General features: G+C 71.4%; 24 protein-coding genes. 9 read left to right on the forward strand and 15 right to left on the reverse strand.

The features are described 5' to 3' along the window. Positions 1-130: 130 nt before the first annotated feature. The gene (locus ACFYYJ_RS38380; protein WP_384590815.1) at positions 131-325 is read left to right on the forward strand and encodes a hypothetical protein; all 195 of its coding nucleotides are present in this window, start codon (positions 131-133) and stop codon (positions 323-325) included. 204 nt (positions 326-529) lie between these two features. Here ACFYYJ_RS38380 and ACFYYJ_RS38385 read toward each other — a convergent pair whose 3' ends face one another. After that, on the reverse strand, positions 530-844 hold the full coding sequence (locus ACFYYJ_RS38385) for a metal-sensitive transcriptional regulator (protein ID WP_384590818.1): 315 nt from the start codon (positions 842-844) through the stop codon (positions 530-532). 186 nt (positions 845-1,030) lie between these two features. Between ACFYYJ_RS38385 and ACFYYJ_RS38390 the strand changes: the two genes are divergently transcribed. Then, on the forward strand, positions 1,031-1,651 hold the full coding sequence (locus ACFYYJ_RS38390) for a DUF47 domain-containing protein (RefSeq protein ID WP_384590821.1): 621 nt from the start codon (positions 1,031-1,033) through the stop codon (positions 1,649-1,651). 5 nt (positions 1,652-1,656) lie between these two features. After that, positions 1,657-2,655 (forward strand): anion permease, encoded by a 999-nt coding sequence (locus tag ACFYYJ_RS38395; protein WP_389139212.1) that lies wholly within the window; start codon positions 1,657-1,659, stop codon positions 2,653-2,655. Positions 2,656-2,943: 288 nt separating this feature from the next. Here ACFYYJ_RS38395 and pstB read toward each other — a convergent pair whose 3' ends face one another. From pstB to mshD, 7 genes are all read right to left on the reverse strand, one after another. After that, positions 2,944-3,720, reverse strand: a complete 777-nt coding sequence (gene pstB / locus ACFYYJ_RS38400) for a phosphate ABC transporter ATP-binding protein PstB (RefSeq protein WP_384590827.1) — start codon at positions 3,718-3,720, stop codon at positions 2,944-2,946. A gap of 30 nt (positions 3,721-3,750) precedes the next feature. After that, on the reverse strand, positions 3,751-4,833 hold the full coding sequence (gene pstA, locus ACFYYJ_RS38405; protein ID WP_385128388.1) for a phosphate ABC transporter permease PstA: 1,083 nt from the start codon (positions 4,831-4,833) through the stop codon (positions 3,751-3,753). Continuing rightward, positions 4,833-5,819, reverse strand: coding sequence for a phosphate ABC transporter permease subunit PstC (gene pstC, locus ACFYYJ_RS38410; RefSeq protein WP_384590833.1), 987 nt, complete (start codon positions 5,817-5,819; stop codon positions 4,833-4,835). The genes pstA and pstC overlap by 1 nt, the downstream gene beginning before the upstream one ends. 129 nt (positions 5,820-5,948) lie before the next feature. Beyond that, a complete protein-coding gene (gene pstS, locus ACFYYJ_RS38415; RefSeq protein WP_385128389.1) occupies positions 5,949-7,085 on the reverse strand; it encodes a phosphate ABC transporter substrate-binding protein PstS in 1,137 nt (378 codons plus the stop codon). Positions 7,086-7,331: 246 nt separating this feature from the next. Next, the gene (locus ACFYYJ_RS38420; RefSeq protein WP_389139216.1) at positions 7,332-8,291 is read right to left on the reverse strand and encodes a CHAD domain-containing protein; all 960 of its coding nucleotides are present in this window, start codon (positions 8,289-8,291) and stop codon (positions 7,332-7,334) included. Beyond that, a complete protein-coding gene (locus ACFYYJ_RS38425) occupies positions 8,272-10,536 on the reverse strand; it encodes an RNA degradosome polyphosphate kinase (protein ID WP_385128391.1) in 2,265 nt (754 codons plus the stop codon). The genes ACFYYJ_RS38420 and ACFYYJ_RS38425 overlap by 20 nt, the downstream gene beginning before the upstream one ends. A gap of 342 nt (positions 10,537-10,878) precedes the next feature. Then, positions 10,879-11,805, reverse strand: a complete 927-nt coding sequence (gene mshD, locus ACFYYJ_RS38430) for a mycothiol synthase (RefSeq protein WP_385365883.1) — start codon at positions 11,803-11,805, stop codon at positions 10,879-10,881. Between the two features lie 192 nt (positions 11,806-11,997). On the opposite strand from mshD, the gene ACFYYJ_RS38435 reads away from it, so the two are divergent. Then, entirely contained in the window at positions 11,998-13,815 is a 1,818-nt protein-coding gene (locus ACFYYJ_RS38435) for a bifunctional metallophosphatase/5'-nucleotidase (RefSeq protein WP_385365882.1), read from the forward strand. 80 nt (positions 13,816-13,895) lie between these two features. Here ACFYYJ_RS38435 and ACFYYJ_RS38440 read toward each other — a convergent pair whose 3' ends face one another. Further along, on the reverse strand, positions 13,896-14,546 hold the full coding sequence (locus tag ACFYYJ_RS38440) for a dihydrofolate reductase family protein (RefSeq protein ID WP_385128394.1): 651 nt from the start codon (positions 14,544-14,546) through the stop codon (positions 13,896-13,898). Between the two features lie 107 nt (positions 14,547-14,653). Then, positions 14,654-15,439 (reverse strand): alpha/beta fold hydrolase, encoded by a 786-nt coding sequence (locus tag ACFYYJ_RS38445; protein WP_389139219.1) that lies wholly within the window; start codon positions 15,437-15,439, stop codon positions 14,654-14,656. A 127-nt stretch (positions 15,440-15,566) separates the two neighbouring features. On the opposite strand from ACFYYJ_RS38445, the gene ACFYYJ_RS38450 reads away from it, so the two are divergent. Then, positions 15,567-16,136: a TetR/AcrR family transcriptional regulator gene (locus ACFYYJ_RS38450; protein ID WP_389139221.1), complete on the forward strand. Its 570-nt coding sequence runs from the start codon at positions 15,567-15,569 to the stop codon at positions 16,134-16,136. A 99-nt stretch (positions 16,137-16,235) separates the two neighbouring features. Then, positions 16,236-17,108, forward strand: a complete 873-nt coding sequence (locus tag ACFYYJ_RS38455) for a phosphatidylinositol-specific phospholipase C (protein ID WP_389139223.1) — start codon at positions 16,236-16,238, stop codon at positions 17,106-17,108. Here the strand turns inward: ACFYYJ_RS38455 and ACFYYJ_RS38460 are convergent. The 3 genes from ACFYYJ_RS38460 to ACFYYJ_RS38470 all read right to left on the reverse strand — a co-directional run bounded on the left by ACFYYJ_RS38460 (position 17,088) and on the right by ACFYYJ_RS38470 (position 20,580). Continuing rightward, the gene (locus tag ACFYYJ_RS38460; protein ID WP_385365921.1) at positions 17,088-18,533 is read right to left on the reverse strand and encodes a sensor histidine kinase; all 1,446 of its coding nucleotides are present in this window, start codon (positions 18,531-18,533) and stop codon (positions 17,088-17,090) included. The genes ACFYYJ_RS38455 and ACFYYJ_RS38460 overlap by 21 nt on opposite strands. After that, a complete protein-coding gene (locus ACFYYJ_RS38465) occupies positions 18,530-19,261 on the reverse strand; it encodes a response regulator transcription factor (RefSeq protein WP_385128400.1) in 732 nt (243 codons plus the stop codon). Before ACFYYJ_RS38465 ends, ACFYYJ_RS38460 begins: the two co-directional genes overlap by 4 nt. A 77-nt stretch (positions 19,262-19,338) precedes the next feature. Continuing rightward, positions 19,339-20,580, reverse strand: a complete 1,242-nt coding sequence (locus tag ACFYYJ_RS38470; RefSeq protein WP_389139226.1) for a S1C family serine protease — start codon at positions 20,578-20,580, stop codon at positions 19,339-19,341. Positions 20,581-20,738: 158 nt separating this feature from the next. Between ACFYYJ_RS38470 and ACFYYJ_RS38475 the strand changes: the two genes are divergently transcribed. After that, positions 20,739-21,182 carry a hypothetical protein gene (locus tag ACFYYJ_RS38475; protein ID WP_389139228.1) on the forward strand — a complete coding sequence of 148 codons (444 nt, stop codon included), beginning with the start codon at positions 20,739-20,741 and terminating at the stop codon, positions 21,180-21,182. Between the two features lie 26 nt (positions 21,183-21,208). Here the strand turns inward: ACFYYJ_RS38475 and ACFYYJ_RS38480 are convergent, their stop codons facing one another. Together ACFYYJ_RS38480 and ACFYYJ_RS38485 are read right to left on the reverse strand one after the other, a co-directional pair. After that, complete coding sequence (locus tag ACFYYJ_RS38480) at positions 21,209-22,231, reverse strand: LacI family DNA-binding transcriptional regulator (protein WP_385128403.1); 1,023 nt, start codon at positions 22,229-22,231, stop codon at positions 21,209-21,211. 91 nt (positions 22,232-22,322) lie between these two features. Continuing rightward, entirely contained in the window at positions 22,323-23,096 is a 774-nt protein-coding gene (locus tag ACFYYJ_RS38485) for a response regulator transcription factor (protein WP_385128404.1), read from the reverse strand. 472 nt (positions 23,097-23,568) lie between these two features. On the opposite strand from ACFYYJ_RS38485, the gene ACFYYJ_RS38490 reads away from it, so the two are divergent. Together ACFYYJ_RS38490 and ACFYYJ_RS38495 are read left to right on the forward strand one after the other, a co-directional pair. Further along, the gene (locus ACFYYJ_RS38490; RefSeq protein ID WP_356881980.1) at positions 23,569-23,823 is read left to right on the forward strand and encodes a MoaD/ThiS family protein; all 255 of its coding nucleotides are present in this window, start codon (positions 23,569-23,571) and stop codon (positions 23,821-23,823) included. Positions 23,824-23,833: 10 nt separating this feature from the next. Continuing rightward, positions 23,834-25,771, forward strand: a complete 1,938-nt coding sequence (locus tag ACFYYJ_RS38495) for a hypothetical protein (protein WP_389139231.1) — start codon at positions 23,834-23,836, stop codon at positions 25,769-25,771. Positions 25,772-25,803 lie beyond the last annotated feature (32 nt).

Below are 25,803 nucleotides of genomic sequence, written 5' to 3' on the forward strand. Positions count from 1 at the left end.
CGGGTCGGGCGGGTCGGGCGGTTCGGGCCATGGGGTGGTGCCCGGAAATGGTCCTTCCGTGCCATGGGCGTCGCCGGGCGCTCTCCCTACGCTGAGAAACCGGGCGCCGGCGAGTGATGCGGCATGACCGATGACGGCCGGTGGCCGGTGGCAGATTGAGGTGACACGCGTGACTCCCGCAGGCGGTACGACGGTGCAGGACCACGTGGCGCTGGCCGAGATCGAACTGTGCGGCGAGCTGATCATCGCGGCGTCGGCGGCGGCCGAGGAGCGGCTGAGCCAGGACCGGATCGACGAGGTCCTGATGGGGATCTGGTCCGGCTGACGCGCCGCGTCCCGGGGCTCCGCCCCAGACCCCGCGCCTCAAACGCCGGCGGGGCTGGGTGGGTGCGCCTCGAACCTCGGTGGGGCTGGGTGGGTGCGCCTCATGCGGAGGCGGGGCCGGGGGTGCGGCTCAAGCGCCGGTGGGGCTCGGTGGGATGCGGCTCGGGTGCCGGTGGGCCGGCCCGGTGGGTCGGGCGGGGCTTTCTTAAGTGCGGAGCAGGCGGGCGATGGCCTTGGTGGCCTCTTCCACCTTGGCGTCGATCTCGGTGCCCCCCTTGACCGCCGCGTCCGCCACGCAGTGGCGCAGGTGCTCCTCCAGGAGCTGGAGCGCGAAGGACTGGAGGGCCTTCGTGCTCGCGGAGACCTGGGTGAGTATGTCGATGCAGTACACGTCCTCGTCGACGAGCCGCTGGAGGCCGCGGATCTGGCCCTCGATCCGGCGCAGCCGCTTGAGGTGCTCGGCCTTCTGGTGGTGGTAGCCGTGGACGGCTCCGGAACCCTCGGCCTCGATGGTCGTCATGACTTCTCCCGTGTGGTCCGCGGATACCCCTCGTGGGTATAGGATACCGGGCTCCCGTCCAAGGGACAGGGGTCCGTGGTCCTCACTCTGCCTGATGGAGGACACTGGGGAACCGCCGGTTAGCCGTGGCAGGGTGATGCGCCTAGCATCAGCCTGACCGAATCCAATGCAGCCCGAGGACCTCACGTGCGATTTCGTCTGACCCCCAGGGAGACGAGCTTCTACGACATGTTCGCCGCATCCGCGGACAACATCGTCACGGGCTCCAAGCTCCTGATGGAACTGCTCGGAGCGGACTCTTCCGCCCGGGCCGAGATCGCGGAGCGGATGCGGGCAGCGGAACACGCGGGGGACGACGCGACCCACGCGATCTTCCACCAGCTGAACTCCTCCTTCATCACGCCGTTCGACCGCGAGGACATCTACAGCCTGGCCTCGTCGCTCGACGACATCATGGACTTCATGGAGGAGGCGGTCGACCTGGTCGTCCTCTACAACGTGGAGGAGCTCCCCAAGGGCGTCGAGCAGCAGATCGAGGTGCTGGCGCGGGCGGCGGAGCTGACCGCGGAGGCGATGCCGCACCTGCGGACGATGGACAACCTCACCGAGTACTGGATCGAGGTCAACCGCCTTGAGAACCAGGCCGACCAGATCCACCGCAAGCTGCTCGCCCAGCTCTTCAACGGCAAGTACGACGCCATCGAGGTGCTGAAGCTCAAGCAGATCGTCGACGTGCTCGAAGAGGCGGCCGACGCGTTCGAGCACGTCGCGAACACGGTGGAGACCATCGCGGTCAAGGAGTCCTGAACCTCGTGGACACCTTTGCTCTGGTCGTGACCATCGGTGTCGCGCTCGGTTTCACGTATACGAACGGCTTCCACGACTCCGCGAACGCCATCGCGACGTCGGTCTCCACGCGGGCGCTGACCCCGCGCGCGGCCCTGGCCATGGCCGCGGTGATGAACCTCGCCGGCGCCTTCCTGGGCAGCGGGGTGGCCAAGACGGTCAGCGAGGGCCTGATCGAGACGCCCACCGGCGCCAGAGGCATGTGGATCCTCTTCGCGGCCTTGGCCGGGGCGATCGTCTGGAACCTGATCACCTGGTACTTCGGACTGCCTTCCTCCTCCTCGCACGCGCTGTTCGGCGGCATGGTGGGTGCGGCCCTGGCCGGCGGCACCGGGGTGATCTGGTCTGGTGTGATCGACAAGGTCATCATCCCGATGTTCGTCTCGCCGGTCGTCGGTCTGGCCGCCGGTTACCTGGTGATGGTGGTCATCCTGTGGATGTTCCGCCGCTCCAACCCGCACAAGGCCAAGCACGGCTTCCGTATCGCGCAGACCGTGTCCGCGGCCGCGATGGCGCTGGGCCACGGTCTCCAGGACGCGCAGAAGACGATGGGCATCGTGGTGATGGCCCTGGTCATCGCCGACGTGCAGACGGCCGACGACCCCATCCCGGTGTGGGTCAAGATCGTGTGCGCGGTGATGCTGTCGCTGGGTACGTACGCGGGCGGCTGGCGCATCATGCGCACGCTCGGCCGGAAGATCATCGAGCTGGACCCGCCGCAGGGCTTCGCGGCGGAGACCACGGGTGCCTCGATCATGTTCGGTTCGGCGTACCTCTTCCACGCGCCGATCTCCACCACGCACGTGATCACCTCGGCGATCATGGGCGTGGGCGCGACGAAGCGCGTGAACGCGGTCCGCTGGGGCGTCGCCAAGAACATCGTCATGGGCTGGTTCATCACGATGCCGGCGGCGGCACTCGTGGCCGCGCTGTGCTTCTGGGTCGTCGATCTCGCGTTCGTCTAGTCGAACGGCCCCCTGCCGGGGGGCCGGGGGTTGTCCCCCGGGGGATGCGGTATCACGATGCCGGCGGCGGCGCTCGTGGCCGCGCTGTGCTTCTGGGTCGTCGATCCCGCGTTCGTCCAGGCGGCGCCCCCCGTCAGGGGTCGTCCCCCGGGGGCTACCGGCCTTCGGCGGGCCCCGTGAACGAGAGCGGGCCGGCTCCCCCCACCCAGGGGGAGCCGGCCCTTTTCTTTCTTTCGCCTTGCGGTGGCACCGCCATGCAGCACCGCAGGACGTCTGTGACCTCGGGGTTTAGCCGAAGCGGCCCGAGATGTAGTCCTCGGTGGCCTGGACGGAGGGGTTCGAGAAGATCCGGTCCGTGTCGTCGAGCTCGATGAGCTTGCCCGGCTGGCCGACGGCGGCGAGGTTGAAGAAGGCGGTGCGGTCAGAGACGCGGGCCGCCTGCTGCATGTTGTGCGTCACGATGACGATCGTGAAGCGCTCCTTGAGCTCGCCGATCAGGTCCTCGATCGCGAGGGTGGAGATCGGGTCGAGGGCCGAGCAGGGCTCGTCCATCAGCAGGACCTGCGGCTCGACCGCGATCGCGCGGGCGATGCACAGGCGCTGCTGCTGACCGCCGGAGAGGCCGGAGCCCGGCTTGTTCAGGCGGTCCTTGACCTCGTTCCAGAGGTTGGCGCCCTTGAGGGACCGCTCCACGATGTCCGTGAGCTCGGACTTCTTGTACTTGCCGTTCAGGCGCAGGCCCGCCGCCACGTTGTCGAAGATCGACATGGTGGGGAAGGGGTTCGGGCGCTGGAAGACCATGCCGACGGTGCGGCGGACGGCCACCGGGTCCACGCCCGTGCCGTACAGGTTCTCGTCGTCCAGGAGGACCTTGCCCTCGACGCGGCCGCCGGGGGTGACCTCGTGCATGCGGTTGAGGGTGCGCAGGAAGGTGGACTTGCCGCAGCCGGACGGGCCGATGAAGGCGGTCACGGAGCGGGGCTCCACGGTCATCGAGATGTCGTCGATGGCCTTGTGGGCGCCGTAGAAGGCGGACAGTCCGCTGACGTCGATTCGCTTAGCCATGAGGGGTCACTTCGCTTTCAAGGAGTCGCGTCAGCGACCGGTCTTCGGGGCCTTCCAGCGGGCGATGCCGCGGGCCACCAGATTGAGGATCATGACGAAGGCGATCAGGACGAGCGCTCCGGCCCATGCCCGGTCGTAGGAGGCGTCACTGCCGACCTTGTACTGCTCCCAGATGTAGAGGGGGAGCGAGGACTGGGCGCCTTCGAAGGGGTTGCCGTTGATCAGCTGGGTACCGAAGACCAGCAGCATGATCGGGGCGGTCTCGCCCGCGATGCGTGCCACTGCCAGCATGACGCCGGTGGCGATGCCGCCGATGGCGGTGGGGAGCACGACCTTGAGGATCACGCGCCACTTCGGCACACCGAGGGCCAGGGCGGCCTCGCGCAGCTCGTTCGGGACGAGCTTGAGCATCTCCTCGGTGGAGCGGACCACGACGGGCATCATCAGGATCGACAGGGCCATGGCGCCGGCGAAGCCGGACGGGCCGAAGCCGAGCATCAGGTTCCATGTCGTCAGGATGAACAGGCCCGCGACGATGGAGGGGATGCCGGTCATGACGTCGACGAAGAAGGTCACGGCCTTGGCGAGCGAGCCCTTGCCGTACTCGACCAGGTAGACGGCGGTCAGCAGGCCGATCGGCGCCGCGATCAGGGTGGCCAGGGCGACCTGCTCGATGGTGCCGAGCAGCGCGTGGTAGACGCCGCCGCCCTCGTCGAAGCTGGTCACGCCGTTCATGGAGTGCGTGAGGAAGTTCGCGCTGAGCAGTTCGAGGCCGCGGCTGACGGTGGTCCACATCAGCGAGAGCAGCGGGATCACCGCGAGGACGAAGCAGACCCACATCAGGGAGGTCGCGACGCGGTCCTTGGCCTGGCGGCGGTTCTCGATGACCGCGCTCGCGGTGTACGTGATGACGACGAAGAGCAGGGCCGCGAGCAGGCCCCACTGGATCTTGCTGCTGAGGTCGAAGGCGATGCCGATGCCGCAGCCGAGCGCGATCGAGAGGGCCGTGATGCCGGCCGGGGCCCAGCGGGGCAGGCCGCCGCGGGTGAGGCTGGTTGCGGGGGCGGACCGGGGGGCCCGGGCGGGGCGCTGGTCCTGGATTGCGTGGCTCATCAGGCGTTCGCCCCCGAGAAGTCCTTGCGGCGAGCGATGATCAGGCGAGCTGCACCGTTGACCAGCAGGGTGAGCAGGAAGAGGACCAGACCCGAGGCGATCAGCGCGTCACGGCCGAACTCGTTGGCCTCGTCGAACTTCGCGGCGATGTTCTGCGCGAAGGTGCCGCCGCCGGGGTTCAGGACGTGGAACGAGATGAGGAAGCTCGGGGAGAGGACGGTCGCGACGGCCATGGTCTCGCCGAGGGCGCGGCCGAGGCCGAGCATCGAGGCGGAGATGACACCGGAGCGGCCGAAGGGCAGCACCGACATGCGGATGACCTCCCAGCGGGTCGCGCCGAGGGCCAGGGCGGCCTCCTCGTTCATGCGCGGGACCTGGAGGAAGACTTCGCGGCTGACGCTGGTCACGATCGGCAGGATCATGATCGCGAGCAGGATGCCGACGGTGAAGAGGGAGCGGGCGACGCCGACCTGGGTCTTGTCGAAGACGTAGGTCCAGCCGAAGAACTCGTCGAGCCAGAGGTTCAGGCCGTTCAGCTGCGGCACCAGGAAGAGGGCGCCCCAGATGCCGTAGATGATCGACGGCACGGCGGCCAGCAGGTCGACCACGTACGCGAGGGGCGCGGCCAGCTTGCGCGGCGCGTAGTGCGAGATGAACAGGGCGATGCCGACGGCGACCGGGACCGCGATGGCCATCGCGATGATCGAGCTGACGACGGTGCCGAAGAGCAGGACGGCGATGCCGAAGACGGGCGGGTTGGCCGACGCGTTCCAGTCGAAGGTGGTGAGGAAGTTCCCCTCGTTCTTCGACAGTGCGATCGAGGCGCGGTAGGTGAGGAAGGCGGCGATCGACGCCATGATCACCAGGAGCAGGATGCCGGAGCCCTTGGAGAGTCCGGCGAAGATCTTGTCACCGGCGCGGCCGGTGGACTTGCTCTTGGAGATGACGGGCGGAGCCGTGTCTATCTGCGTGGGTGTGAAAGCCATGGTCTTTCCGGTCTGTGTGGGGGGCGGGCCCCCTGGCGGCGGTGCACCGGATTTCCCCTGGGTGAAGGGGAGGGTCCCGAGGTCCGGCCCGCCCCGGACGGGGGGTGGGCCGGACCTCGGGGTCAGGAATTAGCCGAGGCTGTTGATGACTTCGCGGACCTTGGCGTTGATCTCGGCCGGGATCGGCGCGTAGCCGTTCTCGAGGAGGACCTTCTGGCCCGCGTCCGAGGCGGTGTAGTTGAGGAAGGACTTCACGGTCGGCAGGGTCTCCGCCTTGTTGCCCTTGTCGCAGACGACCTCGTAGGTGACCAGGGTCAGCGGGTAGGCGCCCTCGGCCTTGGTGGTGTAGTCGAGCTTCAGGGCCAGGTCGGAACCGGTGCCGGCGATCTTGGCGGCGGCGATGGCCTTGGAGGCGTTCTCACCGGAGGCCTTGACCGGGGCGGAGGCGCCGGTGTTCAGGTCGACGGTCTTGATGCTCTGGGCGCTGGCGAAGGAGAGCTCGAAGTAGCCGATCGCACCGTCGACCTGCTTGACCTGGGCGGCGACACCGGCGGAGCCGGAGGCGGCCTGGCCGCCAGGGGCGGCCCACTTCTTCGCCGGCTCGGTGGTCCACGCGTCGGGGGCGGCGGCCTTCAGGTACTTGGTGAGGTTCTCGGTGGTGCCCGAGTCGTCGGAGCGGTGGAAGGCCTGGATGGCCGTGGAGGGAAGCGTGACGCCGGGGTTCAGCTTCTTGATCGCCTCGTCGTCCCACTTCTTGATCTTGTCGTTGAAGATGTTGGCGATCGTGGCGGCGTCGAGGTTCAGCTTGTCCACGCCGGCGACGTTGAAGCCGAGGGCGATCGGACCGCCGACCATCGGGAGGTCGATGCCCTGACCACCGGTGCAGACCTTCTTGGACTCCTCGACCTGCTCCGGCTTCAGCGCCGAGTCGGAGCCGGCGAAGCCGACGGTGCCCTGGTTGAACGCGACGATGCCCTCACCGGAGGAGGAGGACTTGTAGTTCACCTCGACGCCCGAGCAGGCGGCCATGTAGTTCTTGATCCACAGCTCGACCGCGTTCTTCTGGGCGGAGGAACCGGAGGCCAGGAGCTTGCCCTTGGCGTCGGCGCACTTGATGTCGCCGGCGGCGGGGGCGGAGGCCTTCGGGCTGCCCTCGGCGGTCTTGGTGTTGTCGTCCGAGCCGCACGCCGTGAGGACCAGGGCGCCGGACACGACGAGCGCTCCGAGGGCAGAGGCACGAAGCATGTTCTTGCGCTGAAGCTTCACTTTCGGGTGTTCCTTCCAGAAGCCGCCGGCCGCTTTCTGTGTCGGGGCGGCGTGCGAAGAGGACTACGTCGGTTTGCCCGGGGGGAGCCACTGGTCCGACCTGCGACTCGCTCCTTGCACCACCGAAATTAGGCAGAACAGGTGAAGCAGCCGACCGAGGAGAGTGAACGGACGGTGAACCATGGCGGACGGCCCGGTGCGTGCCGAGCGGTATGTACACGGACGTAATCATCCGTTATCCCCCCGTTACCGTGGCGTGATTGTGACGGGTTCCGGGAGCCAGATGGCCTGAAAGGCCGCCCGGGCCGCCTCGACCTCGTGGCGCTGGTCCGCGTGCAGCACGCCCAGGGCGTACGCCGTCGCCGGGGCGATGCGCGGGGTGCGGGCCGCCGTCGCCGAGGCCGCCGCGGCCTCGGCCGCGTCGCGGTGCCGGTCCAGGGCCTCGCCGGCGGCGGACAGCCGGGCCACGTCGCCGCCGAGCGCCTCGCGTGCGTACCGGTGGGTGCGCAGCAGTCGGCGCACCTCGTGCCAGAGCCCGTCGTGGTCGCAGTCGTACGGGTGCGTGTGGTCGGCCGGGGGGAGCGCCTCGACCGCCGTGGCCAGGCGGATTTCGGCCACCTCCGCCAGGGGGGCGAGGACCTCGGACACCCGGCCGCGGGCCGCGACGAGGTTCAGCGGGACTTCCGAGGCCAGCACCGCCACCGCGTCGGCCACCGCGTGGAAGCGGGCCGAGCCGAGGGCCTGGAGGGTGGCCGAGTGGGCGCGCGTACGGGCCAGGGTGAGCTGCCGCTCCAGCAGTGCGCCCGCCCGGGCCGAGCCCACCGTGAGGGCGCCCCCGCCGGTGCGGGGGGCCGGTACGTCCGCGGAGGAGGACCCCGAGAGCCGGTGCAGCGCGTCCATCAGCCGGGCCAGCCGGGCCGCGTACGCGTGCTCGTCGGCCAGCGTCGTGGACAGCCACACCAGCTCGGTGCGCAGCCCGTCCGCCCAGGAGGACTCCGTCACCCCCCGGAAAGTGGCCAGTGAACCGCTGATCCGGCGCGCGGCCCCCCGCAGGCCGCGCGCCGCCTCACCGCTCTCGGCGGCGTCCGACATCCCCGCCGCGCCCGCGTCGTGCAGGCGCAGCGCGCGCAGGAACGCGGTCGCTTGGGATGTCAGATAGACGCCGAGGACGTCACCTGCGGTCGGGTCATGGTTTGGCTGAGCCACGCCGGCGCCTCCGGGCGTCTATGAGCATCTCCTGTACGTGCCGCAGCGGCTGGCCCTCGGAGTCCGTGCTGTGCCGGGTCCATTCGCCGTCCGGGCCCAGGTGCCAGGAGGAGGTCAGGTCGGACATGCCGGTCTCCAGCATCCGGTCCAGTGCCGCGCGGTGGGCCGGGTCGGCGACCCTGACCAGTGCCTCGATTCGGCGGTCGAGATTGCGGTGCATCATGTCGGCGCTGCCGATCCACACCTCGGGCTCGCCGCCGTTGCCGAAGGCGAAGACCCGGGAGTGCTCAAGGAAGCGGCCGAGGATCGAGCGGACCCGGATGTTCTCCGAGAGCCCGGGGACCCCGGGGCGCACGGCACAGATGCCGCGGACCCAGATGTCGACGGGCACGCCCGCCTGCGAGGCCCGGTAGAGCGAGTCGATGAGAGCCTCGTCGACGATCGAGTTCATCTTCATGCGCACGTAGGCGGGGCGGCCGAGCCGGTGGTGGGCCGCCTCCTTGTCGATGCGCGCTATCAGCCCGTCGCGCAGCGAGCGCGGGGCCACCATCAGACGGCGGTAGGTTTCGCGCCGCGAGTAGCCCGACAGCCGGTTGAACAGGTCGGAGAGGTCCGCGCCGACCTGCGGGTCGGCGGTGAGCAGGCCGAGGTCCTCGTAGAGCCGGGCGGTCTTGGGGTGGTAGTTGCCGGTGCCCACGTGCGAGTAGCGGCGCAGCGTCTCGCCCTCCTGACGGACGACGAGCGAGAGCTTGCAGTGGGTCTTGAGGCCGACCAGCCCGTAGACGACGTGGCAGCCGGACTCCTCCAGCTTGCGGGCCCACTTGATGTTGGCCTGCTCGTCGAAGCGAGCCTTGATCTCGACGAGCACGAGGACCTGCTTGCCGGCGTCCGCGGCGTCGATCAGGGCGTCCACGATCGGCGAGTCGCCGGAGGTGCGGTAGAGCGTCTGCTTGATCGCGAGGACGTCGGGGTCGGCGGCGGCCTGCTCCAGGAAGGCCTGCACCGAGGTGGAGAACGAGTCGTACGGGTGGTGCAGCAGCACGTCCCGCTCGCGCAGCGCGGCGAAGATGTCGGGCGCGGACGCGGACTCGACCTCGGCGAGGTCCCGGTGGGTGCCGGCGACGAACTTGGGGAACTTCAGCTCCGGGATGTCCAGCGAGGCGATCCCGAAGAGGGCGGTCAGGTCCAGCGGCCCGGGCAGCGGGTACACCTCGGAGGCGTTGACCTTCAGCTCCTGCACCAGGAGGTCCAGGACGCCCGGGTCGATGGACTCCTCGACCTCCAGGCGCACGGGCGGGCCGAAGCGGCGCCGCATGAGCTCCTTCTCCAGGGCCTGGAGCAGGTTCTCCGCGTCGTCCTCCTCGACTTCGAGGTCCTCGTTGCGGGTCACCCGGAACATGTGGTGCGCGAGCACCTCCATGCCGGGGAACAGCTCCTCCAGGTGCGCGGCGATGACGTCCTCCAGCGGGACGTAGCGCTGCGGGGAGGCCTCCAGGAAGCGGGAGAGGATCGGCGGGACCTTGACCCGGGCGAAGTGGCGGTGGCCGCTGACCGGGTTGCGTACGACGACGGCCAGGTTCAGGGAGAGGCCGGAGATGTACGGGAACGGGTGCGCGGGGTCCACGGCCAGCGGGGTGAGCACCGGGAAGATCTGGTTCCGGAACAGCGTGAAGAGGCGCGCCTGCTCCTTCTCCGTGAGGTCGGGCCAGCGGATGAGGTGCACGCCCTCCTCGGCGAGGGCCGGGGCGATGTCCTGCTGGAAGCAGGCGGCGTGCCGGGCCATGAGCTCGCGCGAGCGCGTCCAGATCTGGTCCAGCACCTCGCGGGGCTGCAGACCGGAGGCCGAACGGGTGGCGACGCCGGTCGCGATGCGCCGTTTGAGGCCGGCGACGCGGACCATGAAGAACTCGTCGAGGTTGCTCGCGAAGATCGCCAGGAAGTTCGCCCGCTCCAGGAGCGGCGTCGTGGGGTCTTCCGCGAGTTCGAGCACGCGCTCGTTGAAGGCGAGCCAGCTGCGCTCCCGGTCGAGGAACCGGCCGGCGGGGAGCTCGTTGCCGTCCTTGTCCTCGTACGCGTCCAGATCGGCGTCGAGGTCCGGATCGAGGCCCAGGTGGGGCCGGTGCGCGGCTATGGACCCCAGTCGCGGCGGCGTGCCGAACTGCGCCGCGGCGGTGGTGGGAGTGGCGGTCTGAGACGGGTGCTGGGCGGGGACCTCGGTGGGGCCTGCGCTGGGCTTGTGGCTCATGACTCCATTCTTCCGCGCACGCGGTAGGACAGGCGCGTCGGAAGTGTCGGCCGTCAGTCGGAGTCGGGGCTGCCGGGGCTGCATTCACGGAGCGTCGCAAGCGTGTCTGAATGCGCGGTTAATGGCGTGTGGCTTCCCGGGTCCGTCCGGCTGACGCACGGACGGGTGTGTGGCGGGCCCCGGGCCCCGGCGGGGTCGGACCGTTGCCGTGCCGGTGCGGCGCCGTCGCGCGAGCGGCCCCGGGCCGCGCCCGGGGCTTTCGGGGCTCTGCCCCGGACCCCGCGCCTCAAACGCCGGCGGGGCTGGATTCGGCGGGGCCGGTCTGGCCCCGCCGGGGAGGCGTCAGCTTTCCGTGCGGTACATCAGGTCGACCTCGTGGGTGGTGAAGCCCATGCCCTCGTAGACGCGGAGGGCCGCCGGGTTGTCGGCGTCCACGTAGAGCATCGCCGTCGGAAGGCCCTGGGCGGCCAGGTGGCGCAGGCCGATCGCGGTCAGGGCCTTGCCGAGGCCGCCGCCCTGGGCGCCCGGGCGGACGCCGAGTACGTAGACCTCGCCGAGCTTGTCCGCCGCGTGGACCTTCGTCCAGTGGAAGCCGATGAGCTCGCCCTCGCGCTCGGCGAGGAAGAAGCCGTCCGCGTCGAACCACGGCTGGGCGATCCGGTCGTTCAGGTCGCGCTGGGTCAGCGCGCCCTGCTCGGGGTGGTGGGCGAAGGCGGCCGCGTTCACCGCGAGCCAGGCGGCGTCGTCGGCGCCGGGTACGAAGGACCGCACCGTCACCCCGGCCGGCAGGACCGGCTCGGGCAGCGGGTCGCCCTCGGCCAGCGGTCGGCGCAGCTGACGCAGCTCGCGGAAGAGGGTCAGCCCGAGCACCTGCGCCAGGTGCCGGGCGGCGGACTTGCCGCCGTGGGCCCATACCCGGATCCGCTTGCCGGAGGCGGCCAGCAGGGCCGAGCCCAGCGCCCGACCGTGGCCGCGGCCGCGTAGCGCGGGGTGGACGACGAGCTCGGCGGCCGGGGCCTCCACCGGGTCGGTGTCCTCCAGTTGCCCGTATCCGGCGAGCCGCCCGCCATCGGTGAGGAGGAAGTGCCGGATCCCCTCGCGCGGCCCGCCGCGCAGCTGGAGCCGACCCTGCTCGGACACGGCGGTGGTGCCGTCCGACCGGGCCGCGTCCTCGATCAGGGCGAGGACGGATTCGGCCTGTTCCTCCGTCAGTTCGTCGAGGGTCTCGATCTGCCGTCCCGGCTCCAGGGCCGCTGTTGCGTCAGTCATGGCACGAGCCTAGGCCGTCTCGTTCGAGTCGGGGAGGATCAGCCCGCGTTGTCCGGCTCCGTACCGTCGGGGGGCCGTCCTTCTTCTGCATGTAACCAGCTCGATACCGGTTACCCCCTGTTGTGCTACGCGCGTTGACAATAGGCTGCGGCGGACCTCCCAAGCAGTATCGCTGTCCACAAAGGGGATTAGATGTCAGCGACACCACAACGGCACCGCCGAGCCCGCCGGTTGACCTTCGCCGCCCTGGCCGTGACCGCCGGCGCCGGGGCCATGGTTGCCGCCGCCCTTCCGGCCGGAGCCGCGAGTGGTGGCGGTAAGTCCGCCCAGGCCCGCACCGTCGACGTGCAGCTGCTGTCGTTCAACGACTTCCACGGCACGCTGGAGCCCCCGCAGGGCTCCTCCGGCAACGTGACCGAGCGTCAGGCCGACGGCACCACCAAGGCCATACCCGCGGGCGGGGTCGAGTACCTCGCGACCAGCCTGCGCGAGGCCCGCAAGGGCCACGAGTACTCCGTCACGGCCGCGGCCGGTGACATGATCGGCGGCAGCCCGATGCTGTCGGGCATCTTCCACGACGAGCCGACCGTCGAGGCGCTCAACAAGCTCGACCTGGACGTCACCAGCGTCGGCAACCACGAGTTCGACGAGGGCAAGACCGAGCTGCGCCGCATGGTGTACGGCGGCTGCCACCCGGTCGAGGGCTGCTTCGAGTACGGCAAGGAGTTCACGGGCTCCGAGTTCAAGTACCTCGCCGCGAACGTCACGGACGAGAAGACCAAGCGTCCGCTGCTGTCGCCCACCTTCATCTGGAAGAAGGGGGACGTGAAGATCGGCTTCATCGGCGTCACCCTGGAGGGCACTCCGGACGTCGTCACCGCCGACGGCGTGAAGGGCCTGAAGTTCGGCGACGAGGTCGAGACGATCAACAAGTACGCCGCCGAGCTGAACAAGCAGGGCGTGAAGTCGATCGTCGCGCTGATCCACGAGGGCGGTCTGCCCGCGAGCGGCGCGTACAACTACGACTGTGACTCCCCGGGCGCCGGCGCCGGCATCTCGGGCGCGATCGTGGACATCGCCAAGAACGTGGACCCGAAGGTCGACGCCCTGGTGACGGGCCACACGCACCAGGCCTACAGCTGCAACATCCCCGACCCGGCGGGCAACCCGCGCACGGTGACCTCGGCGGCCTCCTACGGCCGGCTGTTCACCGACACCACCCTCACCTACGACCGGGCGACCAAGGACATCGTCCGCACCCCGGTCAAGGCGCCCAAGCCGGTCAACAAGATCGTCTCCCGGGACCAGCCCAAGGCCCCGGACATGACCGAGCTGGTCGACCGCTGGAAGGCCCTGGCGGCCCCGATCGCCAACCGTCCGCAGGGCTTCATCTCCGCCGACATCCCGGGCCGCGGCTCGGAGGCGCCGGAGAAGCCGCTGGGCGACCTGATCGCCGACGCGCAGCTGGAGGCCCTGGCCCCGGCCGACAAGGGCGGCGCGCAGCTGGCCATCATGAACCCGGGCGGAATCCGCGCCGACCTCGCCTACAAGGCGGCGGGCGCCGAGGGCGACGGCGTGGTGACGTACGGCGAGTCGTACACGGTCCAGCCGTTCAACAACATGATGAACATCGTCGACCTGACCGGCGCGCAGCTGATCACCGCGCTCCAGCAGCAGGTCACCGGCCCGGTCAACGGCGCCAACCCGAAGATCCTCCAGGTGTCGAAGGGCTTCACGTACACCCTCGACATGACGAAGGCCGGCGCGGACCGGATCGTCGTCGACTCGGTCAAGCTGAACGGCGCGGCGATCGACCCCGCCAAGACCTACCGCGTCGCGATGAACGAGTTCCTCGCGGGCGGCGGTGACGGCTTCACCGTCCTGAAGGAGCACAAGAACAAGCTGAACGGTCCGTCCGACCTGGACTGCTTCAACGCCTACCTGATGAAGTCGACGGCCGCGACCCCGATCGCGCCGCCGGCCGCCGACCGGATCACGGTCGTCAAGTAGTACGAACGGCAGGACGTCCCGAGGGGCGGTGGGCTTCGGCCCGCCGCCCCTCGGGCGTTCTCACCTGCGCCGGAACAGTCTCACCGGCGCCAGAACAGGTGGTGCGTCACGGTGCCGCCCGGGCTGGGCACGACGTCGAGGTGGTAGCGGTCCAGCAGTTCCTCGGGGGACTCCCACAGCCGTACCCCGGAGCCGAGCCGCACCCCGTCGCAGACCGCGACGTGCAGGGTGTCGACGAGCCCGGCGTCGAGGAACTCGCGGACGGTGGTGGCCCCGCCGCCGAGCCGGACGTCCTTGCCCTCCGCGGCCTCGCGCGCCCGCTCCAGGACGGTGGCCGGGTCGGCGTCGACGAAGTGGAACGTGGTGTCGGAGAGGGAGAACGAGGGGCGCGGGTGGTGGGTCATGACGAACACCGGGGTGTGGAAGGGGGGCTCGTCGCCCCACCAGCCCTGCCAGTCGAGGTCCTCCCAGGGGCCGCGCTGCGGACCGAACTTGTTGCGGCCCATGATCTCGGCGCCGATGTTGTTCCGGAAGTCCCGCGTGAAGTAGTCGTCGAGGCCGCGGCTGCCGCCGGGGTCGGTGCGGTTCGGCCAGCTCGCGGTGGCGCCCGCCCACGAGAACATCTTCCCGGGATCGGCGTGGCCGAACGGCCTCTCCAGGCTCTGGCCCTCACCGGTGCCGAATCCGTCGGCGGAGACCATGAAGTTCTGGACCCTCAGCAGTTGGCTCATGCGCTTCCTCCATCGTTGTCGACGTCGACAACGATGGAGACTGCCCGGAGCGACGGAACTCATCGGTCGGGACGCGCCCGGTTGACAACCCGGTCGGCACAGACGGCCTACAGGCCGGCCAGGAACTTGCGCACGGCCTCGTAGAAGCCCTCCGGGTCCTGGAAGGGCACGAAGTGGTCGCCCTCCAGGGGTGCGTACGAGGTCCTCGGCCGGCGGGTGACCATCGCGGTGGCCACTTCCTGGGGGAGGGCCGCGCTGCGGGTGCCGTGGACGAGCAGCGCGGGGCAGTCGCTGCCGAGCCAGGCGTCCCAGTGGTCGCCGCGGCAGCCCTCGATGGAGTCGAGCTGGTCCTGCGGGTGGAACGGGAGCCGCCAGCCCGAGCCGTCGGGGAGCGGGCGCAGCGCCTGCCCGACGATCTGGGCGCCGATCGGTCCCGCGGCCTCCAGCAGCTCCTCGCGGGTGGGGGCGGTGTAGAGCAGCCCGCGGAGGAAGCCGAACCAGTCGGACGACCCGTCGGGGTGGATCTGCACCGTGGCGTCCACGTCGATCAGCGCGCCGACCCGGTCGGGGTGGGCGGCGGCCAGGTGGACGGCGTTGAGCCCGCCCAGGCTGTAGCCGAGGACGGTCACCGGCTCCCGGAGGCCGAGGTGGTCGAGCAGGGCGACGGCGTCGGCGACGTATCCCTCCCGGCGGTAGTCGGGGGCCCGGTCGGAGTCGCCGTGGCCGCGCTGGTCGGGGGCGATGACCCGCCACTCCTCGCCGAGGGCGGCGGCCATGCCGGTGAAGGCGGCGCCTTCGGACATTCCGCCGTGCAGGGCGAGCAGCGGGCGGCCGGTGCCGCCGAAGTCGGTGTAGGCGAGGGTGCGGCCGTCGATCTTCAGCTCGTTGCGCATGGTTCTTGCCTCCCGTTGACCGGTGATCTTTCCGATGCCTGAAGCCTGCCAGGATTTGGGCAAGCGCGCAATACGCTCGTATTGCGCGCTTGCCCAAGTCCGGTGGGGGCGCGGATACGATCCGGGTATGGGAAATCGCGAGGACCTGCTGGCCGGAGCCCGCCGCTGCCTGGAGGAGAAGGGGTACCTGCGCACGACCGTGCGCGACATCGCCACGGCCTCGAACGTGAGCATGGCCGCGATCGGCTACCACTTCGGATCGCGTGACGCCCTGCTCAACCAGGCGCTCTTCGACGCCATGGAGGAGTGGGCCGCCGGGTCCGGACGGCTCACCGGGCAGGGCGACACGGCCGAGGAGCGCTACGCCGACACCTGGGACCGCAAGATCCGGGACTTCGGCGAGATGCGCTGGCTGTGGACCGCCTCCGTCGAGGCCTTCGTGCACGCGCAGGCCCATCCGGAGCTGCTCGCGATCCTGGCCGAGGGGCAGCGCCGCAATCGGCGCATGGTGGCCGCCGTGCTGGCGGGCGTCTCCGAGGCGGAGGTCGCCGAGGAGGACGTGCGCTCCCTCGGCTCGCTGCACATCGCGCTGCTCAGCGGGGTCATGGTGCAGTGCCTGACCGACCCGGGGCAGGCCCCGAACGGCCATGAGCTCGCCCAGGGGCTGCGCCGCATGGTGGAGTTGCTGGAGGGCTAGCCGCTCGCCGGTGGTGCGCGAGTTCCGTACTCATGGGTAGTGGAATTGACGTGCGCACGCCATACTCTGCCCCACCACTGGGTCGGCGAAGGGGCGGGCATGGGCAGGGGACTGGACCGGCGGGCGTTTCTGGCCGGAGCACTGGCGACCGGCGCCGCCATCGGACTCGGCGCACCACCCGCCGCCGCGGCGGCCCTCGGCACCCAGGACTGGATGGCGGGCCTGGCCGACTCCACCGCCCTCCAGCGGATGACCATCCCCGGGACGCACGACTCCGGCGCCACCAAGGGCGGCCTCTACGTCGCCTGCCAGAACACCTCGATCGGCGGGCAGCTCGACTCGGGCATCCGCTTCCTCGACGTCCGCTGCCGGGTCACGGGCGGCTCCTTCGCCATCCACCACGCGGCCTTCTTCCAGGACCTGATGTTCGGGGACGTCCTCGTCGCCTGCGCGAACTTCCTCGCCGCGCACCCGTCCGAGACCGTCCTGATGCGCCTCAAGCAGGAGTACTCGACGGACAGCGACGCGACGTTCCGGGCGGTCTTCGACGACTACCTCGACCACCGCGGCTGGCGTCCCCTGTTCCGCATCGCCGACACCCTGCCCACCCTCGGACAGGCCCGCGGGAAGGTCGTCCTGCTCGCCGACAACGCCGGCCTGCCCGGCCTGCGCTACGGCGACGGCAACGTCTTCGACATCCAGGACGACTACAACACCGAGCCCTTCGCCAAACGCGGCCGGATCGAGGACCACTTCCGCAAGGCCGTCCGGCAGCCCGGCAAGCTCTTCGTGAACTACGTCAGCACCGCGGCCTACATGCCGCCGCGCTGGAACTCCGACCGGCTCAACCCCCAGGTGCACGCCTTCGTCGACGGCGGTGAGATGGCCGGCCGCACCGGGCTCGGGATCGTCCCGATGGACTTCCCGAACACCCGGTCCGGCCTGGTCGCCTCACTGATCCGGCACAACTGACGGCTCGGAGGGCGGCGGTGTCGGCGCCCCCGGGATGCGGAGCACCGCCTCCGTGCCCGGGCCGCCGTCCGCCGGCGCCCGCAGCTCGGCGCTGCCGCCCGCACGGGCCGCCGTACGGGCCACGATCGACAGGCCGAGCCCGCTGCCGGGCAGGGCGCGGGCCGACTCGGAACGCCAGAACCGCTCGAAGACGTACGGGAGGTCTTCGGCCGGGATGCCCGGCCCGTGGTCCCGTACGGTCAGCTCGCCCGCCCGCAGCGTCACCTCGACCGCGCCGCCGTGCGGGCTGAACTTCACCGCGTTGTCCAGCAGGTTGACCACCGCCCGCTCCAGCGCGGCCGCCTCGCCCCGCACGTACCAGGGGTCCAGCGCGGAGGTGAACTCCAGCTCCGGACCGCGCAGCCGGGCCCGGGACAGCGCCGCCCCCGCGATCTCGTGCAGCGGCACCACCTGGAGCGGGCCGGGGGAGACCGCGTCCGGCCGGGACAGCTCCTGGAGGTCGCCGATCAGCGAGGCGAGCTCCGTCATCTGCGCCTTGACCGAGGCGAGCAGCTCCTTGCGGTCCTCGGGCGGGATCGCCCGGCCGGTCTCCTCGCTGCGCGCGAGGAGCTCGATGTTGGTGCGCAGCGAGGTGAGCGGGGTGCGCAGCTCGTGCCCGGCGTCCGCGATCAGCTGGGCCTGCCGCTCCTGGGAGGAGGCGAGGGCCGCCGTCATGGAGTTGAAGGACCGCGACAGGCGGGCGATCTCGTCGTCGCCCTCGTCGGGGATGCGGACCGTGAGGTCCTCGGTACGGGCGATGTGCTCGACGGCGCCGGTCAGTTCGTCGACGGGCCGCAGGCCGGTACGGGCCACCCACAGGCCGGCGGCGCCCGCGCCGACGACTCCGACGCCGGCGACCAGGACCAGCACCCAGGCCAGGGTGGAGAGCGGCTTGTCGATGTCGGAGAGCGGTTTGGCGATGGAGACGCCGCCGAAGACCTGACCGGTGTTGGGGACCACGACCGGGATCGTGAAGACGCGCATGTCGACGCCGTCGGAGGTGGTCACGGTCTGCAGGGTCCTGCCCCGCCGGCCCGCCGCGATCTCCTTGTCGGCCTGGGTCACCGGCAGGGCGGTCGGCCCGGCGACCCAGCAGTGGCTGCCGTTGGGCAGGACGATCTGGACGGTCGCGCCCAGGTTTCCGGCGATCTGCTGCCGGGGCTGCTGCGGCGGCGGCAGGCAGTCGTTCCGTATCAGGGTCTGGCTCACCTCGGTGGTGACGTTCGTGGCCATCAGGGAGCGGTCGAGCTGGTCGCGCAGCTGGGTGCGGACCATCACCCAGGACACGGCGGCGACCGCCGCGACGGCCAGTGCCACCGCGACCGCCACCAGCAGGGCCAGCCGCGAGCGCAGCGGCAGCCCGCGGAATCTCGCGGCCGGACTCACTCGGGCCCGCTCTCGCCGGCGCGCAGTACGTACCCCACCCCGCGCACGGTGTGGACCAGGCGGGGCTCGCCGCCGGCCTCGGTCTTGCGGCGCAGGTACATCACGTACACGTCCAGGGAGTTGGAGCTGGGCTCGAAGTCGAAGCCCCACACGGTCTTGAGGATCTGCTCGCGGGTCAGGACCTGGCGCGGGTGTGCCAGGAACATCTCCAGCAGGGTGAACTCGGTGCGCGTCAGCTCCACCGGCCGCCCGGCCCGGGTGACCTCCCGGGTCGCGAGGTCCATGCGCAGGTCGCCGAAGGTCAGGGCGTCCTCGTGGGTCTCGGCGTCGGGGCGCGGGGTGGCGTAGGAGCTGCGGCGCAGCAGGGCGCGGACGCGGGCGAAGAGCTCGTCGAGCTCGAACGGCTTGACGAGGTAGTCGTCTGCGCCCGCGTCGAGTCCGGTGACGCGGTCGCCGACGGTGTCGCGGGCGGTGAGCATCAGGATCGGGGTGACGCTGCCCGCAGAGCGCAGTCGGCGGGCGGCCGTCAGGCCGTCCATGCGGGGCATCTGGATGTCCAGGACGATCAGGCCGGGGTCGTACGAGGCCGCCTTGTCGAGGGCGTCGAGCCCGTCGACCGCGGTCTGTACGTCGTACCCCTCGAAGGCGAGGCTGCGGCGCAGGGCCTCGCGTACGGCCGGTTCGTCGTCGACGACGAGGATCCGGGCTTCGCCTTCGGCGGGATTCATCTGGCGGTCCCCCTGGGTGGTGGTGTCCGGGTGGTGTCCGGTGGGTGTGCGGGCGCCTCCCAGCCTCGCACGACGGGCTAATAGGAGGTGCCGAAGCCGTTGGAGGGGGAGTTCCCGGTGTCGGAGGTGCCGTTGCCGCCCGGGCCGCCCTTGCGCAGCGAGTCCAGGTCGGCCTTGATCGTGTTGACCGGGATGGCGAAGCCGAGGCCGACGCTGCCCGCACTGGACTTGCTGTTGGTGGGGGAGTAGATCGCGGAGGGCATGCCCACGATCCGGCCGTTCATGTCGACGAGGGCGCCGCCGGAGTTGCCGGGGTTGAGGGAGGCGTCGGTCTGGATGGCCTTGTAGGTGGCGGTGTCCGAGCCGGTCCGGCCGTTGAACTGCTGCCCGCCGAAGGAGAAGGGCCAGCCGTCGTCGCCCTGCTGGGGCGACTGCTGCTGCTCGGACTTGTCCACGGTGACCTCGCGGTTCAGGGCCGAGACGATGCCGCTGGTGACCGTGCCGGTGAGGCGGTCGGGGGAGCCGATGGCGACGACCTGGTCGCCGACCTTCACGTTGTCGGAGTTGCCGAGGGAGGCGGCCTTGAGGCCGCTCGCGCCCTGGAGCTTGACGAGGGCCAGGTCCTTGTCGGGGTCGGTGCCGACGACCTGGGCCTTGTACTTCTTGCCGTCGCTCATCGTCACCTGGATCTCGGAGGCCCCGGCGACGACGTGGTTGTTGGTGACGATCTCGCCGTCGGAGGTGATGACGATGCCGGAGCCGGTGCCCTGCCCGGAGCCCGTGCGGGTGTCGATGCGGACCACGGAGGGGCTGACCTGCTCGGCGACGCCGGCGACGGTGCCGTTGCTGGACTGCGAGACGTTGGTGCCGTTGACGCCGCCGCCGGAGGAGCCCTTGACGAGCATCAGCTGCTGGACGGCGGCGGCGGTGCCACCGCCGACCACGGCCGCGGCGAGCGCGACGGCGGCCAGCAGTGCGACGGGCTTCTTGGCGCGGGGGGCGGGAGCGGCCGCGTGGGCGGGGCCGTGCGGGGCGGAGCCCCAGGTGCCCCAGCCGCCGGAGCCGCCGGAGCCGCCGGAGCCCTCCGAGGCGTGGGCGGCCGGGGGGACGGTCTCGCCCTGGACCACGGGGGGCTGGGTCTGGTGCGCCTCGTGCCAACCGGGCGCGGCGGGCGGGTAGGCGGGCGGCGGCGGGTAGGACCCGGCCGCCTCCTGCGTCTGCCGGTCCTGTCCGCGCTGCCAGTCCTCGCCGAAGGGGGCGTGCTGGGTCGGGCGGTGTTCCTGGGGGTACTCGCCTTCGCGGCGGAAGTTCTCGGTCATGGTGACGACTCTGTCCGCCGTTGATGAGAGCTTCCTGAGTCTGGGCTGAGAAGCCCGACAGAACCGCGTATGCCCGAAATAAGTGCGCTTCCCCGGGGTGGCGCACTCCGCTATGTTGAACGTGTTCAGATGAACGTGTTCAAAACCAGGGGGCGAGCATGGACGCGAACGAGAACGGGACGACGACGGAGACCGGAACCGGGAGGGTGATCGGGGCCGGGGCCGGGGCCGGGGACGCACGTCGGACGGTGGCCGCTCTGCCGTGGGGCGCGGCCGTGGCCGCCGTCGCGGTGGCGGTCACGATGTCGCTCGTCCTCGGTGGCCGGGACTTCCTCGGGCTCCTGCCCTTCCAGTCCCCGATCGTCCTGCCGCTCCTGATGCGCTGGGCACCGAAGGCCTTCGCGGCGGCCTGCTTCGCCGTGGGCGCGCCCATGCTGTTCCTGGGCATGCTCATCGCCCTCTTCGGGATCCCCGCGTTCCTCGTGGCGCCCGCACTGCTGATCGTCGCGGCCCTCGCGGACCGCGCCGACCGGCACACCGGGACGAGAGCCCGCGGCTTCCGGACGGCCTGGCGGCAACCGCAGGAGCGGCGATGCGCCTAGCGGCAGCCGCAGGAGCGGCGATACGCCTAGCGGCAGCCGCAGGAGCGGCGGACCACCAGGGCCGACGGGAACTGCTTCAGCCGCTCCCGGCGGGAGCCCGACACGCGCACGGCGTCGTCGAGGACGAGGTCCACGGCCGCGCGGGCCATCGCCGTGCGGTCCGAGGCGATCGTGGTCAGGGGCGGGTCCGTGAGGGCCGCCTCCTTCACGTCGTCGAAGCCCGCCACGGCCAGCTCCCCGGGCACGTCGATGCGCAGCTCGCGGGCGGCCCGGAGCACACCGATGGCCTGGTCGTCGGTGGCGCAGAAGATCGCCGTCGGGCGGTCCGGCCGGGCCAGCACCTCCAGGGCGACCTGGTACGCGTCGTAGCGGTTGTACGGGGCCTCGATGAGCCGGCCTTCCGTCGAGCGGCCCGACTCCAGCATGGCCCGGCGCCAGCCCTCGACGTGGTCGGCCACCGGGTCGCCGACCGAAGGGGTGTTCTCGATCCCGCCGATGCAGGCGACGTACTCGTGGCCGTGCTCCAGCAGGTGCCGGGTCGCCATCTGGGCGCCGCCGATGTCGTCCGTGATGACCGCGACGTCGTCTATGGCCTCCGGGCGCTCGTGCAGCAGCACCACCCGCGCGTCCCAGGCCTCGATCTCGCTCGCGGCCTGCTCGCTCATGCCCTGGCTGACCAGGATCAGCCCCGAGACCCGCATGCCGAGGAAGGCCCGCAGGTAGTGGACCTCGCGCTCGGTGCGATAGTCGGAGTTGCCGACCAGCACCATCTTTCCGCGCTCGGCGGCGGCCTGCTCGACCGCGTGCGCCATCTCCGCGAAGAACGGCTGACGGGCGTCCGGGACGATCATGCCTATGAGGTCGGTGCGCCGCGAGGCCATCGCCTGGGCGACCCGGTCCGGGCGGTAGCCCAGGTCCTTGATCGCGGCGAGGACACGCTCGCGCGTGGCCGGGGCGACCGGCCGGGGTCCGTTGTTGATGACGTAGCTCACGACGGCGGTAGACGTACCCGCAAGTCGTGCAACGTCATCCCGCGTCACCTTGGCCACGTGCGGGAGTCTACGCGGGGTGACCTACCTCTGGGCAGGGCGTCCTGCCGAGTGGCCGGTCACACCGTCTTCGGCCGACCGGGTGAAGGCCTCACCCGGAGTGTACGGAAGCCTGAGAGGACGCCTGCGCGGCCGCCTGTGCCGTGGCCTTCGCGGCGGCCTGCGCGGCCGCCTCCGCCGCCGCCCGTTCCACCTTCTCCGGGGTCACGAAGCGGTACCCGACATTGCGCACCGTACCGATCAGCGACTCGTGCTCGGGGCCGAGTTTCGCGCGCAGCCGCCGTACGTGCACGTCGACCGTGCGGGTGCCGCCGAAGTAGTCGTAGCCCCAGACCTCCTGGAGCAGCTGCGCACGGGTGAAGACCCGGCCCGGATGCTGCGCGAGGTACTTCAGCAGCTCGAACTCCTTGAAGGTCAGGTCCAGGACCCGGCCCTTCAGCTTCGCGGAGTACGTCGCCTCGTCGACCGACAGGTCACCGTTGCGGATCTCCATCGGGGAGTCGTCCGAGCCCATCTGCTGCCGGCCGGTGGCCAGCCGCAGCCGCGCCTCCACCTCGGCGGGACCCGCGGTGTCCAGCAGTACGTCGTCGATGCCCCAGTCCGCGGTGACCGCGGCCAGACCGCCCTCGGTCACGACCAGGATCAGCGGACAGCCGGGCCCGGTGGAACGGAGCAGCTGACACAGCGACCGGACCTGCGGCAGGTCACGGCGGCCGTCCACGAGGATCACGTCGGCGCCCGGGGTGTCCACGAGCGCGGGCCCCTCGGCCGGGGCCACGCGGACGTTGTGGAGCAGCAGGCCGAGGGCGGGCAGCACCTCGGTCGAAGGCTGCAGGGCGTTGGTGAGCAGCAGGAGGGAGCTCATGCCCGACCACCCGCCCGGCTCGGACGGTGGTGCACGGATCGCTGGTCCATCACGTCGGTTCCTCCTCGGTCCCGTCGAGGACATGCGTGGTTCTGCTTCGTACGGTGTCGTGCGCGGTCCCGCCGGCGTCCTCGCGGCCCCGCGCCCTGAGGCCTGCGGGGACGGCCGATGTTCCCGTGTCGTTCAACGTGCTGAAAGCACAAAAGGACCCGGGGGCAACGTTGCCCGGATCCTCTCGCCACGAGAATAGCCCACCGGCCCTTTCGGGGCCGAGGCCTCTTCCGCTTCCGATTCTGTGGTTCCTGCCACGCCCGCGCCCCTCGTATGCCCTGGTTTCACCGGATCGGCGGCCCGCCGAGCGGTGCGGTGGGGCCGACCGGGCGCACCCGGGGCGCGCGGAAGCACGCCGGGGTCGGGCGCGCGAGGGGTCATCATGGAGGCCGACGGTAGAGAGCCGACGATGGGAGCAGCAGTGGCAACCGGAACCATCCGCTACTGGGCGGCGGCCAAGGCCGCGGCCGGGACGGCGGAGGAGCCGTACTCGGCGCGCACACTGGCCGAGGCGCTCGACGCCGTGCGGGAACGCCACCCCGGGGAGCTGACCCGGGTCCTGCTGCGCTGCTCCTTCCTGGTGAACGACGAGCCGGTGGGCAAGCGCCCGCACGATGCCGTCCTGCTGACCGAGGGGGGCACCGTCGAGGTGCTCCCGCCGTTCGCGGGCGGGTGAGCGGAAGCCGATGAGCACGCCCGAAGAACAGCAGCAGCCGCAGCAGCAGCATCCCCATCCGCAGCAGGAGGACCCGGCTCCGGACCCGTACGGGACCCAGACCTGGCAGGCCGACACCTGGGACACCGGCTACCAGCCCGTGCAGCCGGTGCAGCCTCCGCTGGGCGCCGTCCCCGGCCCGCCGGTGGCCCCGGAGGGCTGGTTCCGCGACGAGCCCCAGGCCGCCGTCCCGTGGCCGGAGGGCTCGGGCGCGGTCCCGGCGGCCGAGGCGTACCCGTCGTATCCGGCCCCGCGGGCGCAGGAGCCGCAGGCCGGCGGCCCGTGGCCGGACGGCTCGGGCACGGGCTACCAGCAGGCTCAGCAGGTTCAGGCGGGGCAGCCCGCCGCCCCCGAGGGCTGGTTCCGGGACGAGGTCCCGGCCCCGGCACCCGCCCAGGACTGGTCCCAGGGCGCGGCTCCGGCCGCCCCGGCTCCCTACCTCGCGCAGGACGCCGCCCCGGCCGCCTCGGCCGCGGAGACGGCGTACCTGCCGCCCTACCCGGGCCCCGAGTCGCAGTCCGCGGTCCCGCAGGCCGCCGCGCCGGCTTCGGCCGCGGAGACGGCGTACCTGCCGCCCTACCCGGGCCCCGAGTCGCAGGCCGCGGTCCCGCAGGCCGCCGCGCCGGCTTCGGCCGCGGAGACGGCGTACCTGCCTCCGTACCCGGGCCCCGAGTCGCAGGCCGCGGTCCCGCAGGCCGCTTCGGCCGCCGAGACCGCGTACCTGCCGCCCTACCCCGGCCCGCAGGCCGTGGCCGCGCAGCCCGCCGAGGCGGGTGCCGCCGAGCAGACCGCCTACCTCCCGCCCTACCAGGCCGGCCCCGGGGCGGAGGCGCAGTCCGCCGTGCCCGAGGGGTGGTTCCGGGACGAGGTCGCGGCGCCGGCTCCCGCCCACGACTGGTCCCAGGGCGCCGGGACGGCCGTCTCGGCTGCCGAGACGGCGTACCTGCCGCCCTACCCGGGTCCGGCGGGCGCGGCGGAGCCGGAGGCGGCCGCCGAGCAGACGGCTTACCTGCCGCCGCAGGCAGCAGCACCCGCACCCGCAGCAGCAACAGCGGCATCCGCGTCCGCCCCCACCGCCGAGCCCGCCGCAGGCGAAGGGGCGGAGGAGGACAGCGCCTGGTCGCCCCCCACCCTCGGCGGGAACACCCTCCGTGCCGTGGATCCCGCGCAGGCCCGCGCCGAGGGCCGGTCGCCGATCATCGACCCCGGTCCGCAGTCGGCCATACTGACCGCCGCCCTCGGCGTGCTGATGGCCCTCGCCGCCTTCCTCGGCCAGTACGCCGTGCTCGTCCCGCTGGTCGCCCTCCAGGCGCTCACCGCGGCCGGTTGGTTCCGGCTCAACGGCATGTGGCCGGCCCGCCAGGGCATCGCCCTCGCCTTCGCGGGAGCCCTCGTCGCCGACGCCGCCGTCCTCGCCGTGGACGACTCGTACGCCCCCGGCGCGATCATCGGCACCCTCGGCGCGTGGGTGCTCATCACCCTCGTCCTCCAGCTCCGCAGCCACGCCGACCCGGACGAGCGCATGTACGGCCTGATGGCCTCGGTGGCCTCCGCCGCCCTCGCCATCGTCTGCGCGGGCTGGCTCGCGGCCGACACCGCCGCGGTCTCCGTCGGCGCGGTGGCCGTCGCGGTGGCCGCGTTCACGCGCGCCCTGCCGCTGCCCACGGCCCCCTCCGTCGGCGTCGCGCTCGCCTCGGCGGCCGGCTCCGGCCTCGTCGTGGGCGGACTCACCGACGTCGGTGTGGGCGGGGCCCTGGTCGGGCTCGCGGCGGGCGTCTGCGCCCTGATCGGGCTGCGCGTGGCCGCGTACGACTACCCGTCGAAGTTCGTGCACATGACGGCCGGTGTCGCACTGCCGCTCGCGGTGGCCGCTCCCGCCGTGTACCTCATCGGCCGGGTGGTGAGCTGATCTGTCCCTGACATCGGACGTGGTCAACTAGA

Origin of the sequence: Streptomyces sp. NPDC002467 (genome assembly GCF_042889825.1) — a bacterium.
Lineage (GTDB): Bacteria > Actinomycetota > Actinomycetes > Streptomycetales > Streptomycetaceae > Streptomyces.

Coding starts and splice junctions, on each gene's coding strand:
- ACFYYJ_RS38380 (WP_384590815.1), top strand. CDS start 131: ATGACGGCCGGTGGCCGGTGGCAGATTGAGGTGACACGCGTGACTCCC.
- ACFYYJ_RS38385 (WP_384590818.1), bottom strand. CDS start 844: ATGACGACCATCGAGGCCGAGGGTTCCGGAGCCGTCCACGGCTACCAC.
- pstB (WP_384590827.1), bottom strand. CDS start 3,720: ATGGCTAAGCGAATCGACGTCAGCGGACTGTCCGCCTTCTACGGCGCC.
- pstA (WP_385128388.1), bottom strand. CDS start 4,833: ATGAGCCACGCAATCCAGGACCAGCGCCCCGCCCGGGCCCCCCGGTCC.
- pstC (WP_384590833.1), bottom strand. CDS start 5,819: ATGGCTTTCACACCCACGCAGATAGACACGGCTCCGCCCGTCATCTCC.
- ACFYYJ_RS38425 (WP_385128391.1), bottom strand. CDS start 10,536: ATGAGCCACAAGCCCAGCGCAGGCCCCACCGAGGTCCCCGCCCAGCAC.
- mshD (WP_385365883.1), bottom strand. CDS start 11,805: ATGACTGACGCAACAGCGGCCCTGGAGCCGGGACGGCAGATCGAGACC.
- ACFYYJ_RS38435 (WP_385365882.1), top strand. CDS start 11,998: ATGTCAGCGACACCACAACGGCACCGCCGAGCCCGCCGGTTGACCTTC.
- ACFYYJ_RS38440 (WP_385128394.1), bottom strand. CDS start 14,546: ATGAGCCAACTGCTGAGGGTCCAGAACTTCATGGTCTCCGCCGACGGA.
- ACFYYJ_RS38445 (WP_389139219.1), bottom strand. CDS start 15,439: ATGCGCAACGAGCTGAAGATCGACGGCCGCACCCTCGCCTACACCGAC.
- ACFYYJ_RS38450 (WP_389139221.1), top strand. CDS start 15,567: ATGGGAAATCGCGAGGACCTGCTGGCCGGAGCCCGCCGCTGCCTGGAG.
- ACFYYJ_RS38455 (WP_389139223.1), top strand. CDS start 16,236: ATGGGCAGGGGACTGGACCGGCGGGCGTTTCTGGCCGGAGCACTGGCG.
- ACFYYJ_RS38465 (WP_385128400.1), bottom strand. CDS start 19,261: ATGAATCCCGCCGAAGGCGAAGCCCGGATCCTCGTCGTCGACGACGAA.
- ACFYYJ_RS38470 (WP_389139226.1), bottom strand. CDS start 20,580: ATGACCGAGAACTTCCGCCGCGAAGGCGAGTACCCCCAGGAACACCGC.
- ACFYYJ_RS38475 (WP_389139228.1), top strand. CDS start 20,739: ATGGACGCGAACGAGAACGGGACGACGACGGAGACCGGAACCGGGAGG.
- ACFYYJ_RS38485 (WP_385128404.1), bottom strand. CDS start 23,096: ATGAGCTCCCTCCTGCTGCTCACCAACGCCCTGCAGCCTTCGACCGAG.
- ACFYYJ_RS38495 (WP_389139231.1), top strand. CDS start 23,834: ATGAGCACGCCCGAAGAACAGCAGCAGCCGCAGCAGCAGCATCCCCAT.